General features: G+C 26.0%; 15 protein-coding genes. 5 read left to right on the top strand and 10 right to left on the bottom strand.

All coding sequences use genetic code 11. The annotated features are described in order from the left end of the window. Positions 1-327: 327 nt before the first annotated feature. The 4 genes from mltG to ARA19_RS06790 all read left to right on the top strand — a co-directional run bounded on the left by mltG (position 328) and on the right by ARA19_RS06790 (position 3,915). Positions 328-1,338: an endolytic transglycosylase MltG gene (mltG, locus tag ARA19_RS06805; protein ID WP_055070218.1), complete on the top strand. Its 1,011-nt coding sequence runs from the start codon at positions 328-330 to the stop codon at positions 1,336-1,338. A gap of 194 nt (positions 1,339-1,532) precedes the next feature. Next, on the top strand, positions 1,533-2,069 hold the full coding sequence (locus ARA19_RS06800) for a Chromate resistance protein ChrB (RefSeq protein WP_055070217.1): 537 nt from the start codon (positions 1,533-1,535) through the stop codon (positions 2,067-2,069). 149 nt (positions 2,070-2,218) lie between these two features. After that, positions 2,219-3,382: an MFS transporter gene (locus tag ARA19_RS06795; RefSeq protein WP_055070216.1), complete on the top strand. Its 1,164-nt coding sequence runs from the start codon at positions 2,219-2,221 to the stop codon at positions 3,380-3,382. 119 nt (positions 3,383-3,501) lie between these two features. Continuing rightward, positions 3,502-3,915 (top strand): (deoxy)nucleoside triphosphate pyrophosphohydrolase, encoded by a 414-nt coding sequence (locus ARA19_RS06790; RefSeq protein WP_055070215.1) that lies wholly within the window; start codon positions 3,502-3,504, stop codon positions 3,913-3,915. 66 nt (positions 3,916-3,981) lie between these two features. Here ARA19_RS06790 and ARA19_RS06785 read toward each other — a convergent pair whose 3' ends face one another. The 3 genes from ARA19_RS06785 to ARA19_RS06775 all read right to left on the bottom strand — a co-directional run bounded on the left by ARA19_RS06785 (position 3,982) and on the right by ARA19_RS06775 (position 6,802). After that, positions 3,982-5,805, bottom strand: a complete 1,824-nt coding sequence (locus ARA19_RS06785) for an SH3 domain-containing protein (RefSeq protein ID WP_055070214.1) — start codon at positions 5,803-5,805, stop codon at positions 3,982-3,984. Positions 5,806-6,108: 303 nt separating this feature from the next. Beyond that, complete coding sequence (locus ARA19_RS06780; protein WP_055070213.1) at positions 6,109-6,531, bottom strand: hypothetical protein; 423 nt, start codon at positions 6,529-6,531, stop codon at positions 6,109-6,111. Positions 6,532-6,604: 73 nt separating this feature from the next. Further along, positions 6,605-6,802, bottom strand: a complete 198-nt coding sequence (locus ARA19_RS06775) for a helix-turn-helix transcriptional regulator (RefSeq protein WP_055070212.1) — start codon at positions 6,800-6,802, stop codon at positions 6,605-6,607. Between the two features lie 235 nt (positions 6,803-7,037). Here ARA19_RS06775 and ARA19_RS06770 point away from each other — a divergent pair, with 235 nt between their 5' ends. Further along, entirely contained in the window at positions 7,038-7,583 is a 546-nt protein-coding gene (locus ARA19_RS06770) for a flavodoxin domain-containing protein (protein WP_055070211.1), read from the top strand. 110 nt (positions 7,584-7,693) lie between these two features. On the opposite strand, the gene ARA19_RS06765 is transcribed toward ARA19_RS06770, so the two are convergent. The 7 genes from ARA19_RS06765 to ARA19_RS06735 all read right to left on the bottom strand — a co-directional run bounded on the left by ARA19_RS06765 (position 7,694) and on the right by ARA19_RS06735 (position 14,170). Beyond that, on the bottom strand, positions 7,694-8,254 hold the full coding sequence (locus ARA19_RS06765) for a hypothetical protein (protein ID WP_055070210.1): 561 nt from the start codon (positions 8,252-8,254) through the stop codon (positions 7,694-7,696). 92 nt (positions 8,255-8,346) lie between these two features. Then, positions 8,347-9,438 (bottom strand): DUF2812 domain-containing protein, encoded by a 1,092-nt coding sequence (locus tag ARA19_RS06760; protein ID WP_055070209.1) that lies wholly within the window; start codon positions 9,436-9,438, stop codon positions 8,347-8,349. A gap of 13 nt (positions 9,439-9,451) precedes the next feature. Next, positions 9,452-9,757 (bottom strand): PadR family transcriptional regulator, encoded by a 306-nt coding sequence (locus tag ARA19_RS06755; RefSeq protein ID WP_055070208.1) that lies wholly within the window; start codon positions 9,755-9,757, stop codon positions 9,452-9,454. Positions 9,758-9,860: 103 nt separating this feature from the next. Then, on the bottom strand, positions 9,861-10,991 hold the full coding sequence (locus tag ARA19_RS06750) for a deaminase domain-containing protein (RefSeq protein WP_055070207.1): 1,131 nt from the start codon (positions 10,989-10,991) through the stop codon (positions 9,861-9,863). A 196-nt stretch (positions 10,992-11,187) separates the two neighbouring features. Continuing rightward, positions 11,188-11,943: a hypothetical protein gene (locus ARA19_RS06745; RefSeq protein WP_055070206.1), complete on the bottom strand. Its 756-nt coding sequence runs from the start codon at positions 11,941-11,943 to the stop codon at positions 11,188-11,190. Continuing rightward, positions 11,936-12,445 carry a hypothetical protein gene (locus ARA19_RS06740; protein WP_055070205.1) on the bottom strand — a complete coding sequence of 170 codons (510 nt, stop codon included), beginning with the start codon at positions 12,443-12,445 and terminating at the stop codon, positions 11,936-11,938. Before ARA19_RS06740 ends, ARA19_RS06745 begins: the two co-directional genes overlap by 8 nt. 255 nt (positions 12,446-12,700) lie before the next feature. Further along, positions 12,701-14,170: a protein adenylyltransferase SelO gene (locus tag ARA19_RS06735; protein ID WP_055070204.1), complete on the bottom strand. Its 1,470-nt coding sequence runs from the start codon at positions 14,168-14,170 to the stop codon at positions 12,701-12,703. Between the last annotated feature and the right edge of the window lie 179 nt (positions 14,171-14,349).

Below are 14,349 nucleotides of genomic sequence, written 5' to 3'. Positions count from 1 at the left end.
TTTCTTCCCTTTTCCTTGGAGAAGTATTTTCATAATAGCCCAATGATGTAACTAAATGTATTTCCTTATTCATTGGTATCTTAAGAAGTTTTTTTATTTCTTTTTCCTTTATTTTAATTTTCTATCATTCTACAATTTTATCATATTAAAACTTTATTATTGTAATTATAAATATAAATAAAAACACTTCAAAATAATATATAGCCTATTGTTAAATACTCTACTTTATAAGGTTCTTTTTTTATAATAAAAATTATAATAGCTATTATTTACATCTTATAGTAATATATCTATATATAACATATAAATAGAATAGGTGGAATTAAAATGAAACATAAGAAGAAACTAATTATTGGAGGAATAATAGTAATAATTATTATAGTAATTATAGCTATAATTTCTTTAATGACTAAATCAGTTAGTAAAACTCCTTTTAACACTAAAGGTAACATAAGTTTTTCAATTGATAGTAATGAAAATATTTCTACGTTAATTGATAATTTATCTAATGAAGGGGTTATTAATCATAGTGATTTAGCTAAATTAGATATATCTATGAGTGGAACAAAGGTTAGATTAACTCCTGGTGATTATACAATAAAAGGTGGTGTTACTTTAGGACAATTTTTAAATATCTTAAATGAGCAAAACCCTAATGTCATAGATGTTGTCATACCTGAGGGTTATACAGTTGACCAAATTGCAACTAAATTATCTAAATTTGGATTTGGATCACAAGAAGAAATTTTAAAAGATATTGAGAATTATCCATTACCTCAATTCATCAAGAAAGTTAATGGCAAAAGATATCAATTAGAAGGATATCTCTTCCCTACAACCTATAAATTCACTAAAGGTGAAAATATTAATGATATAATTCAAAATATGATAAATATGTTTGTTTTAGGTTTGAATCAATCAATGAAAGAAACTGGTGTCAAAATAACTCCAGCTCAAATAGAAACCGTAGTTACAAAGGCCTCTATCATACAAAGTGAAGGAAAAAACTTTAATGATATGAAACTTATATCATCAGTAATTGATAATAGATTAAAAGCAGGAATGCCTCTACAAATGGATGCTACTGTAATATATGCTTTAGGTAAACATGTGGACAAAGTATATGATAAAGATTTAAAGATTGATTCACCTTATAATACTTATATTCATAAAGGTTTACCAATAGGTCCAATCTGTAACCCTGGAGAGAAAGCTATTGAAGCTGCATTAAAATCAGACAATACAAATTATCTTTACTACATTTTAAATGGAAATCAAAAATACTTCACAAATAACTATAATGATTTCTTAAAAGAAAAAAGTAAGATAATAAAATAATTAATTAAATAGTTAACTTAAATTGGGAGAATAGAATTTATTCCTCCCAATTTTTCTATATATAAATCATATGATTCTCTCTCTATAGTTTCTTTATATAAAATGCTTCTAGGTAAAAACCTATGTGTTATAATAGAGTATAGACTTTACTATTACTTTAATTGAATTTATAGAGCTTAGAAAGGAACATGAAAATGTCTATAGAATTTTTATCATTTAGCTATAAAATTCCTAGTGAACCTTCTAAAAATAGAGTTTATATTTGGAGGTCATTAAAAAATTTAGGAGCTATCTATTTACAACAAGGTGTTGCCCTATTGCCAAATAGAGATGATATCTTAACTAAATTAAATAAATTAGATAAATTAGTAAAAGATTCTTTTGATGGGAAATCAACACTTAGCAAACTTCAATTTATTAATGAATCTGATGAAAATGATATAATATCTGAATTTACAAACCAATCATTCAGCGAGTATGATGAATTTATCAAAAATTGTAAACATCTAATTTACGAGGTTGATACAGAAATAAATGAAAATAATTTTAATTTCTCTGAGCTTGAAGAAGTTGAAGGAAGTTTGAAAAAATTAAAATTATGGCTAAAGAAAATAAAAAACAGAGATTATTTTAATAATTCTAATGCTAAAGATGCTGAACTCTTTTTAGAAGAAATAGAAAATAAAGTATCTCTTTTTGCATCCTTAGTCTATAAAAAAGAAAATATCTAAAAAACTATGGAGTTATTATAACTTCATAGTTTTTTTATTGAATTCTTATTGACACATTCCTTTTTAAAGAATATAATTTAAATAAATTTGTAACAATAGTTACATGTAACTATTGTTACATTATAAATTCAAGAAAGGTATTTAAAATTATGATTAATAAAACTAAAGACAAAAATTATAACTTAGTAATGTTGCTTCTTCTTTGGGGTGGTATTGTTGTAATGTCATCTTTATATATGACAATCCCCTTAATACATACTTTCTCAACTTACTTTAGTACTAATACTTCTAATGCAACACTAACAAGCAGTATCTTTTCAATATTCTTTGCTATTGGTTGCTTATTTTACGGAGCACTCTCTAATAAATATGGTAGAAAAAAAATTATTTTGCTTGGACTTATATTTTTATCAATTTTTTCATTACTTGCAGGATTCAGTAATAATCTAACTCTTTTAATAATTTTTAGAGCTTTACAAGGACTAGCAGCAGCTACTTTTTCACCAGTTGCTTTGGCTTATATAATGGATTTTTTCCCTAATGATAGAAAAGTTTTAGCTATAAGTTTCATCAGTACTGGATTTTTAATGGCTGGTATTTTAGGGCAAGATGTTAGTATGATACTATCAAACTATTTTAATTGGAAATATATATTCTTTTTATTTTCATTTATATATATTTTAACTTTTATAATATTATATATTTTTATTCCAGCTGTTCCTATTGCTAATCCTAATATGTCCATAGCTAATAATTTTAAGGATTTAAAAAATGTTATAAAAATTAAAAATCTAAGATTTGCCTATATTATATCCTTTGTTATACTACTATCATTTGTTTATATGTATACATCACTTAATGATTTATTAGTTACTTTTAATCTAGATAATAATGATGTAGTGTATATAAATTTTATAGGTATTATTGGAATGTTCTTTTCTCCTCTTTCTAATAAATTAATTAAAAGATTTAATAATATACCAGTTTTAAGGTTTTCTATTCTATTATCAGTTGTTTCCTTTGCACTCCTTGGATTCACAAATAATATAGCACTTCTTACCATACTAAGTATATTATTTGTCCTTGGCATAGCACTAGCGGTTCCTAGTCTTATTTCTATTATTGGATTGCTTGGTGGCAACCATAGAGCTAATGCTCTTTCTTTACATACTTTTATATTATTTTTAGGAACTAGTTTGGCCCCTATATTATCTACTTATACAATTAATGATTTTGGTTTCTTAATCTCATTTATTGTCGGTGCTATAATATTATTCTTAGGCGTTATTGCTACATTCTTAATTGAAATTTAATATGCTTTAAAAGCTCCCTACCATTTTTTATCTGAATTAAATTTCAGTTTATGTTACTATTAATTATAGTAAATTTAAAATTTTATACAGTAAATTCTATATTCTAAAGAGGTGATTTTATGAAAAAAACTATTAAAGTTGTAGCTGCAATAATAGAAAATGAAAATGCTGAAATTCTTTGTGCTCTTCGCTCTAAAGAAATGTCAATGTCTAAACTATGGGAATTTCCCGGTGGAAAAGTTGAAGAAAATGAAAGTATAGATGATGCTATAGTTAGAGAAATTAAAGAAGAGCTAAATTGCCATATTGAATTTATATCAGAATTTCATGAAAATACTCATGAATATGAAAAAGTTATAGTTAACTTAATAGCTGTAAAATGTAAATTAATAAAAGGACAACCAATAGCTAATGAACATGCCAAATTACTTTGGATGCCTATTGAATACTTAAAAACATTAAACTGGGCACCTGCTGATATTCCAGCAGTAAAAAAACTCTATACAGAAATGCTTTCAGCAAAATCTATATAGAGTCTAAAACATAGGTAAGTATTTCTTAAAATTCATACTACCTATGTTTTTTAATTTTCAATTATATTATTTATCACTATTTTGAAGTTGAGCATCAGTTCTATTTATTAATCTTAAATCGCTTAATTCCATCCAGCCTGTTAAACTTTCACCTTTTCCTGAAGCCTTTAAATATACCCAATTTCCATCTATCTTTTCAATTGTTCCATAGGAACCATACTTAACTGAACTATTTTCTGAATTTACATTAGAATCTTTATATATATAACAATTATTTTCATTAACAAAGGCTAACTTTCCAATATACTTACTTAAATCTACCTTTGGAACCTTAACTTTAACATCTCCTCTTAAACATTCATTAAGTGATGCATTATTAGTTCCTCCTCCAAAAGTAACAAGACTGTCTCCTGATATTAAAATTCCAGAAGGATTACACTGAATTTTATTTAAGAATTCCTTATTAGTTACTTTTTCTGAGCTAGGTAATACTGCTAGTACTTCTAATTCACCATATTTATTAGTTTTTAAATCACCAAATTTATCATATTTCGAATTTCCAAAGTATTCTCCAACACCCATATTTACTATATAGTAATTTGGATCCTTTATAGTTGTCCCCATAAATGAAAACATATCCTTTGTCATTACTAATTTGTTCCCCTCGTAAGATTTAAAATATCCACCTTCTCCAATCATGTAACCTATTTGTTTTCCAACTGTCCACGTTCCAAAATAACTTGAAAGTAATTTATTATCATTTGGATGTATATCATTTTCATTGTTCTTAAAAGTAATATTATTCTTATTTACATAACCTGTAATTCCAGAATCAATAACTTTTATTTTGTAGTTATTATGATCTTCCCCTAATACCATAACTTTTTGTCCATTTTCTAACTGCCAAGAAGTTTTTTCTCCATCCATTGATACATAGAAAATCGGCGCACTATTAACTTTGACATTAGTTATATAAGCTGTTTTATTCTTTTCAGTCCCCTCTTTACTTTCTGAATTTTTCTTTACATTATTTCCTTCTAAATTACCACTAGTTATATTCTTTTCCTTGCTTATATTCTTATTAGAAGTAACAGTATTTAATTTTTCTTTACTTCCTACTTCCTCTAATTGATTTTTCTCTGTATTTGTACTAGTTTTTCCTAATACTTTTATATTTCTATTAGCAGGTTTTTCTCCATTTAAAGAACCTATTTCTCCCTTTGCAATATTGGATGTATTTAGATTTTTTGAAATGGAAGTATTTTTAACGCTACTATTAATTAATGATGTATCATTATTTTTTGATATGTTCCCTCCCACATTAAGGCTTACATAGTCACCATATATATATCCAACACTTCCATTTGCATTGATTTTATACCATTGTCCTTGTTTTCCTAATATAGATACTGAACTTCCACCTTTAATTTCTTTAATAACTGAAGAATTTATTCCAGCCCCCGCTCTTAAATTAACTGCTGTACTTACATTAACTATGGTTCCACTTCCCTCTAAAGTAGACATTTCAATATTTTCAGCATTATATATATTCTTAATATTACTATTAGATATATAACCTACAATTCCTGTTTCTTGAACCTCAACCTTTGTAAAATTTTTATTTCCACCTAAAACTGTAAGCATTTCTCCCGCAGATAAGTTAGAAACAATTCCTTTTCCATTGCTTGTTCCATATAAGTTCAATCTATCATTACCATTAATAACTACAGCTCGATTAGTTTTTATACCTAACTTTACTCCTGATAATAGTGTTTTATTATTCTTAATCTGATGATTATTATCATTATTATTGTTATGAATAATTGCAGATGAAACAGAAGTTCCAACAGCTGCTGTTGTTATTAATCCTAATATAGCAATCTTTTTCATTTGTATTATCCTCCCTATTATATAGTCCTGTTACTTTATCTAATAACTAATGTCTATAGTAATCCAAACTTCTATAGGTTAGAAATAAACAGACATAAATTCCTAGATAAGAACTACTAAAATTTAACTAGAGTGAAAACTCCATCTGAATTAAGTCTTAGTTTATATTTAGTTGTCAAATTTATCATACTATATGGTAATAATAAATTTTTCTTCATTTTAGTTACATATTATTAATTTTTTTGTAATATATTAAACCTCCAATGTTTCCATCTTTTTAGAATCATTGAAGGTTTAAAAATTCTATAAATACTTTTGATAATGTCTATATAAAACTATATCTAAAATAATATTGAAAACTATTAAAATCCCTAATATTACCTTAACTATACTAGGAAGTTTAAAGAATATTGATATAATCAATAAAAAAATCATCAAATAAAAAGTTATATTATTTGATTTAGATTGAGATTTCTCCTTTATCATAATATTTCTCTCATCATTTTTATCTATATCTAATTTTCTTTTAACACTAGGGTATTTTTTAAATCTTCTACTCTTTATAAAATATCCTACTCCATAGGTTAAAAAACAAGTTCCACTCCCTAATAAAACACCTGATACATTATTAAATCTGCTTTCCCCAAATACAATGAATACAATAGCTAAAAAAATAACACCAATTATAATACTCGTCAAACTGATTACTCTTTCTCTTTTTTTCAAATTAAATTCTCCCCTTAATTTAATATATCTAACTATTATCCCTTAATTATAATCCCTTTTCACTAAAGACAAATTAATTCTCTTCATATATAAAAATCTCTTCTATGAATAAATTAAAAAACTTAGCTATCTTAAAAGCTAATATAATTGATGGATTATACTTCCCTTTTTCTAGAGAATTTATAGTTTGTCTTGATACCCCTAATTTTTCTGCTAATTCCTCTTGAGTATACCCATTTTCTTTCCGTATCTCTTCTAATTTATTTTTCAACTAAACACCACCTTTAAATACAATTATCTTTGTACTATTAATTTTCAATAATGTAAAGCTAACTTTACATATATTATAAATTAATTCTCAAAATATGTAAAGTAAACTTTACAAAAAGGTTTTAAAATTCTTTTTATATAAATAACTATTTTATTATCACTTATTTATCCAAAATATGGTATTATATATTTATAATTTAAATATTACTTAAGTAATTCTATGGAGGATTAAAAAATTGAATAAAATAGTAGTTATATATACTTCTAAATATGGCTCTACAAAACAATATGCTCAATGGATAGCTGAAGAACTTTCTGCTGACCTTTTTGAAAGAGATAAAGTCAACTTAAGTAAATTAAAAGAATATAACACCATAATCTATGGTGGAGGGCTTTATGCTGGTAGTATAAAAGGAATAAAGTTAATAGTAAAAAACTTTGAACTAATAAAAAATAAAAACATAATAGTATTTACCTGTGGACTTGCTGATCCAACAGCTAAAGAAAACCTTAGAGCCTTTAATAATAGTATAGAAAAAATCTTTAATAAAGATATGATAGAAAAAATTAAATTTTTTCATTTTAGAGGAAATGTAAACTATAAAAAATTAACACCTATACACAAAATAATGATGGCAGTGCTAAAATCATCTCTTAAGAAAAAAGACCCGAAAACATTAACAGATGAAAACAAAGAATTTTTAGAAACCTATGGAAAAGTAGTTTCTTTTACAAATAAATCTTCTATTATACCTTTAACTGAATTGGTGAAAAAATATTAAACCTTAAAAGAGGATGTATCAAATTACAAATACATCCTCTCTGCTTTTATCTAGCTATATAATTAAGATAACTTCTTTTTTCTCATTAAATAGCTTGTCCATTTAACATCCTAATTATTAGTAGCAAAAGCCATAACTTTACTTAAATTCTTAAGAAGTTCCTTATATTGATTTTCAACTTCTTTAAATTCCATAAATCTAAAATCTGGCTTACTTACTAATGGTTCTGCCTCCATTTCAAGCTTTTCATCCATATAATGTATGAATTCATAATATAATAAACTATTATCTACAGAACTTATTTGTGCTCTTTCCTCTGCTGTTAATTCTTCTCCTATAAACTTTTTATAAATAGTTTCTTGTAAAACTTCTTCTACTTCTAAGTATTTTTCTAGATTTTTCTTTACTGGTCTTGTTATGTCTGCAAGATAAGCTTCACTTCCATCATGTAAAAGACAAGCTAATGCTACCTTATTTCCATATCCTCTAGCTAAAGCTTCTTCACAACAGAATATACAATGTTGTGCCACTGAATAAAATTCTTCAAAATGTCCATTTGCTCTAGACACAAGAGATAATGCATGTGCTATATCATCAATTAAAATATCTTCTTCCTTTGGTTCTAATGGTGCAAATTTAATTTTTGAATAAGTCTTTATATAATCAGCCATAAAATTCTCCTAATTTCTATAAATAGTTTTGATTTTTACACTTCATTATACTATATATAATCCTATATCAAAAAATAATAATTTCCAAAAAATTATATACTTAACTCTTTTAATCCCTTTTCATAAACCATATTTAAAAATTCCTCTTCAGCAAATTTTTCATTAATATTTCTTATTTGTATTACTTTGTTTTTTCCTATTAATATATCAAGATAATAAGCTTTAGAACTTTTATTAGTAAAATCACTTAAAATAAGAGGTGTATTAACATTATTAAATTTATTTGAATCAATATTTCCATTGAATATAATATAGACAACGGTAATTAAAAATATAGTTATTGGCATAGTAATAGATGCTGTACCTATAATTATTTTCTTCTTCTTAGTAATTTTATTATCCATAACTTTATTAAATATAATTATTGATAATAAAAAAATTATAATATTTCCCACCATAACATATAAAGTAATCTTATTATTTAAATTACCAAAAAAGATAAGTCCAGCAAAAATTATTAACCCCATAGGTCGCAAAATCTCTGATTCTATAACCTTAGTTCTTAAAAGCAAAGGATTCCCGTAGGATACTCTCTTCCCATTCTTCAATGCATTACTACCTTTTCTATACCAAATTATAAATTTAGTAAGATTTGCTCCTCCCTCTATAAACATCACTACCATAAGTGCCATTAAAATCATATCCATATTACTAGCTAAAAATAATGCATCTTCATCTATTTTAATAGTTATATATTGATTAATAAAAAGTATTATAGGTGCAATTAGCGTGATTAAAATATATTTTAAAGAAGCCTTATAGATACTTTCAAATTTCATTTCTTCATCAGTTTGTATTTCTATATTTTCTTTATATTCTTCAGCACAATAAATTTGAAGTTTATTTCTTTCACATACAAACTCCCATCCTGCTTCAGCACAATATTCTCTATATTCTAAAGCATAATCACTATTCTTACCATCTAAAAGTGAAATTTCATCAACTATATCTACCACATACTTTATATTCTTAGGCTCTATCTTTTTAAACTTTAAAATGCCTCCTGTTTTAATAGATTTCAACTTCCATCCCTTTAAAGCCATTCTATTTAAATACAATTCTAATCCTTTATATTCAAAAGCTATAAAATCATATAAAACTAACTTAGTATTACCTATTCTCATAAATTTCCCCCCCTTAAAATATTCTATTTCCATCCTCAACTAAAATCTTTAATCTTTCATACTCTTCCATTAAAATTTTCTTACCCTTTTCTGTAATTATATAGCTTCTTTTTCTTGATATCACTGTGGTTTCTTCTATGATTTTTTCCTTTTCAAATCTTTTTAATAAAGCATATAAAGTTCCTGGCCCAACCTTAACTCTCCCCCTTGAAATTTCATTAACAGCCCACATTATATCAACACCACACCGTTCTTCTAGTAATGCTATTAGTATATAATACATAGGCTCTGTTAAATTTTGCAATTGTTCTCTTGCCATAATATCCCCCTAAATATTAAAATATCGACTATCGATATTCTTACTTATAATATACCTTTTTATTACATATATGTAAATATAAAAAAGCTATAGTGAATAATATTTATTCACCATAGCTCTTATGATACTCAACTTCTATTTTTATTTTAGGGTACTTCTCACAAAATTGACTAATTACAAAACAACAGCTTGGACAAGGTTCCCATTTACTATACAAAATAAGCTTCCCTTCATCACTAAGTTCCTTTTTTTCTATTAGTCTATGTATTTCTTCTAAAATCTTTTTTTCACTATCATTAACTCTATTATATCCAACCCCTAATTTCCCTAATTTATTAACTTTATTACTTTTAAATCTTGCTTCCTCTAAAGCTGGAGCCTTACAATAATCTTCTATATCATTACTTCCACTAATAGCCTTAAATTCTCTATTATTAAAAATTGCTAAAGCTATATTTATAGAATCTTGAAGAGCTAAACTTTGATTTATTTTAAATGTGTTCCTTCCCTCTTCATGGTCTTCCATATACTTATCTATATTTTTTATTAATCTTTTCATTCTAGGAATATCCTTATTTAAATGTTCATGATATTCTAAAGTCCCAATTTTAACAGGAATATAATCATGATTTATAACTTCAGGAATATTAAAACTTATTGTTTTAATTCTATTTTCTTCATCATAGTCTTCCTCTAATATTCTATTATTAGAAAGAATAATTTTCTTCAATAACTCAATATCCTTGGCATATAAATAATTTTTAGCTATTTCTTCTTCTAAAGCATTAATTCTAAATACTCCATGTTCACTTATTTTTACCATACTTGATTTTACTTCTTCAATAGCTTCTAGCATATGATCTATGCTATCTTGAGAGCTTGCTACTCTTTCGTACTCTACTCTTTCTATATATAACTTATCTATCTCTTTTATTTTATTACATAATCTTTCATGCATTTCCTCATATAGCATAATAGTTTCTATATAATCAATAAAATCCTCAATACTCTTAGCTCTATAAGTAATATTATCCTTAGTCATAATCTTATAAAGCTTGTCCACTACTAAACTATCTATACTGAAAAGCTTAGAAATCCCCTCTTTAAAATTTTCAGCTTTAATACCACTTATATTATAACCTTCATTAATCAAAGCCTCTTTAAAATCCTTAATTCCATTAATCTTAATCCTTCTTTTCTTTTTTTTATAATAATCCCTATGTAAATCTTCCATACTATCCCCTTATCTTTTGAAATTAAATTACATCCAATATTATATACTACTTCCTACAAATTCACATATAATATTAAAATAAGTCATTAATTAAAAATTTAATACAATAAAAAAACCACCAAAAGTTATATTAATATACTTTAGTGGTACTTAGTTAAAAATTAGAATTAAAACTCTATCTAAATTAAGTCTTAGTTTATCTCATAATTACAATATATTCATTATACCAACTAGTTTCCCAGCCCTTGTCCTTACATAAGCTTAATAATTCATCTTCATTTGTAACTTTTTTAGCTGTTATTATATTATGTGTATCTGCATTAACTATTAAGCCATTATTTATATCAAGAGAAACATTCTTATACATAGCCTTTGATCTTATATGTGAAAATTGACAATTTTTCTTTAAAGGTTCTCCAGTTAATTCATCACATTTTATTTTGTATTTCCTCTTTCTTTGATTTTTTAGTTTATTTACTTCATCTTGCCAATCTTTTTCTAACTTTGTCCTCATATTTATAAATTTATCATTATCTCTCATACTTATTAGATATTGTTCTACAAAAGTTAAATAATCTCTTGTCTTTCCTGTCCCTATAGAACTTAACTTCTTATTAACTAATTTCATTACAGCTCCTAAGCTAACATAGATCTTATTTTCCCAATTAATTTTTTCATCATCATCTAAATTAAAAATCTCTTCTCTTGCTATATAATCTTTGGTCCTTAAAATTCTATGAACATAAGAAGAATCAAAATAAATAACTGTATTTTTATCACCAAAGGATTTCTCACAAGCATTAGTTATACTCTTAATTGTTCTTTTATCAGCGCCATCAAAAGCTTCTGGCTTATTAAAGGATATGGTACTCATATCATATTGAAATATAGCAGGAAGTTTTTCTCCCTCTTTCACTACTTCTTTACTTTTTACTACTTTCTTCTTAGGCATCACCAATCATCTCTTTATATAATTGATTAAGCTTAGCTGTAGCCTCTGTAGCATCTTTATTATTAGTTTTATCTGGATGTATTTTTTTAGATATTCTATTCCTCCACTTTTTCGCTTCTTTTTCATTAATAAAACAAGCTCTTGTAATTCCAAGCTTCTCACTTCTTTTTTTACCTTCCATTTCTAAAAGATAAAATATAATTTCATCCTCTTCACTTTTAAAATACTTTATTTCATTAGTTTTGCTTTCATTTACAATATCTTTTTCTCTTAAAGAATTATCTACCTTAATTGTATTCATAAATTCTCTTAAGGCACATATTTTATTGTATAATCCAGTCCAAGAAGTACTAGTTATCTTAATCATTTCAACTATATTTTTATCAGCTGATTTTTGCTTCTTAAAAAACTCAGCTAAATCCTTTTTTACAAGCTTTTTGACATCCTTCATCTTTCCAAACTCTTTTAATTCCTCTACACTTTTAACATATAACCAATTCAAAATTTTATCTCCTAAAAAAATACTTACATAAAATATATATAGTTTCTTACGCCCTCTTATTACAATATTTTAAGGATAATCTAACTTCGTTAATCACTAAATTCTAAATATAATTATCACATAGAAAATATTTTGCTCATATCCTCTTAAATAAAAAAAGCTTACCTTAGTTTATTTCCTAAAGTAAGCTTCTATATATTTGTATTTATGTTTATGTTTAAAATTAAGTTTAAGTTATTTTAAGTTTTATAAGTTTTATGTTCCACAGTAAGTTCTATATGGAGTTTCTGTTGGTTTTGGAGGTTCTTTATAATAATCAACATCCCTTGAATAATCGTAAGGTCTTGACAAAGCATCTAAAAGCTTTTCCATAACAGTAAAGTCTCCAACATCAGCTGCTTCTAAAGCTTCTTCAACCCTATGATTACGAGGAATCACTATAGGATTACTTTCCTCCATTAATTTCTTTATTTCTTCCTTTGATTGCTCTTGTCTTTCTAATCTCTTTACCCATAAATCATACCACACTTTAAATTCTTCTTTATTAAAAAGTTCCATAGTTTCTATTTCACCTGATGTTAAAGCAACAAAAGTATTAGTATAATCCACCTTGTATTTTTCCATCATTGATAAAAGCCCTTCGATTATATATAAATCTTCATCAGCTTCATTAAAGAATCCCAATTTAGCTCTCATTCCTGAAAGCCACTTTTCTTTGAAAATTGCACTGAAATTTGATATTTCATTTTGTGCTATCTTTATAGCTTCCTCTTTGTCATCATCTAATAATGGTATTAAAGTTTCTGCAAATCTAGCAAGATTCCATGCCCCAATATTAGGTTGATTACCATAAGCATATCTTCCAAAATGGTCTATAGAGCTAAATACTGTTGCAGAGTTATATGTATCCATAAATGCACATGGACCATAATCAATAGTCTCACCACTAATTGTCATATTATCAGTATTCATTACACCATGAATAAACCCTACTAATTGCCATTTGCAAATAAGTTCTGCTTGTGCTTTTATTACTTCCTTAAGTAAGAAAACATAAGGGTTTTCTTCTTTTTCAAATTCATCATAGTGTCTATGTAAAGTATAATCTGCTAATGCCTTAAGATCTTCCTTAGTTCCCCATGTTGCAGCATACTGGAAAGTTCCAACACGAATATGACTCTTTGCCACACGAGTTAAAATAGCTCCTTGGAGAGTATCTTCTCTGAATACAGGTTCTCCTGTAGTAGCCACAGCTAAACTACGAGTAGTTGGTATTTTTAAATTATACATAGCTTCACTTATAATATATTCCCTAAGCATAGGTCCTAAAGCAGCCTTTCCATCTCCACCTCTTGAATAAGGTGTTCTCCCTGAACCTTTAAGCTCAATATCAAATTTTTCTCCTTTTGGTGTTATATGCTCACCTAAAAGAATTGCTCTTCCATCACCTAACATAGTAAAATGTCCAAATTGATGACCTGCATAAGCCTTAGCAATAGGTTTTGAATTCTCTTCAATAACATTACCTACTAATAAATTAGTTCCATATTCACTTTCTAAAGCCTTTGAATCTAATCCTAAATCATTTATTAAAGAATAATTGAGCTTAACCAATTTAGGTGCTGGAACTATAGTTGGTTTTTGTTCTGAAAAAAATAAATTAGGAAGCTTTGCATAAGTATTTTCAAAATTAAATACACTTTCTCTTACTTCTTTTTCTATCATAGGTCTTCTTCCATCCTCCTTTCATTGATTATTATATTTAAGTTAAATACAATCTAAAAATAAATTAAAACCTAATTTAGATATACTCTTCTTAAATAAACTAGCATTTTTAATTTTCGCTATATTAAAATATATTATTCTTACTCTACGAAAAGCTTATTTTAATTTTTATATAATAT

It is taken from the genome of Clostridium massiliamazoniense (genome assembly GCF_001403635.1).
GTDB classification, from domain to species: Bacteria; Bacillota; Clostridia; order Clostridiales; family Clostridiaceae; genus Sarcina; species Sarcina massiliamazoniense.
The sequence above is the reverse complement of the archived record's forward strand: the minus strand, read 5'-3'. Positions and strand labels throughout refer to the sequence as shown.

Bases quoted from the DNA above. Each gene is read 5' to 3' on its own strand.
- ARA19_RS06795 (WP_055070216.1), top strand. From the start codon at position 2,219: ATGATTAATAAAACTAAAGACAAAAATTATAACTTAGTAATGTTGCTT.
- ARA19_RS06755 (WP_055070208.1), bottom strand. From the start codon at position 9,757: ATGGCAAGAGAACAATTGCAAAATTTAACAGAGCCTATGTATTATATA.
- ARA19_RS06760 (WP_055070209.1), bottom strand. From the start codon at position 9,438: ATGAGAATAGGTAATACTAAGTTAGTTTTATATGATTTTATAGCTTTT.
- ARA19_RS06785 (WP_055070214.1), bottom strand. From the start codon at position 5,805: ATGAAAAAGATTGCTATATTAGGATTAATAACAACAGCAGCTGTTGGA.
- ARA19_RS06800 (WP_055070217.1), top strand. From the start codon at position 1,533: ATGTCTATAGAATTTTTATCATTTAGCTATAAAATTCCTAGTGAACCT.
- ARA19_RS06790 (WP_055070215.1), top strand. From the start codon at position 3,502: ATGAAAAAAACTATTAAAGTTGTAGCTGCAATAATAGAAAATGAAAAT.
- ARA19_RS06765 (WP_055070210.1), bottom strand. From the start codon at position 8,254: ATGGCTGATTATATAAAGACTTATTCAAAAATTAAATTTGCACCATTA.
- mltG (WP_055070218.1), top strand. From the start codon at position 328: ATGAAACATAAGAAGAAACTAATTATTGGAGGAATAATAGTAATAATT.
- ARA19_RS06745 (WP_055070206.1), bottom strand. From the start codon at position 11,943: ATGCCTAAGAAGAAAGTAGTAAAAAGTAAAGAAGTAGTGAAAGAGGGA.
- ARA19_RS06735 (WP_055070204.1), bottom strand. From the start codon at position 14,170: ATGATAGAAAAAGAAGTAAGAGAAAGTGTATTTAATTTTGAAAATACT.
- ARA19_RS06750 (WP_055070207.1), bottom strand. From the start codon at position 10,991: ATGGAAGATTTACATAGGGATTATTATAAAAAAAAGAAAAGAAGGATT.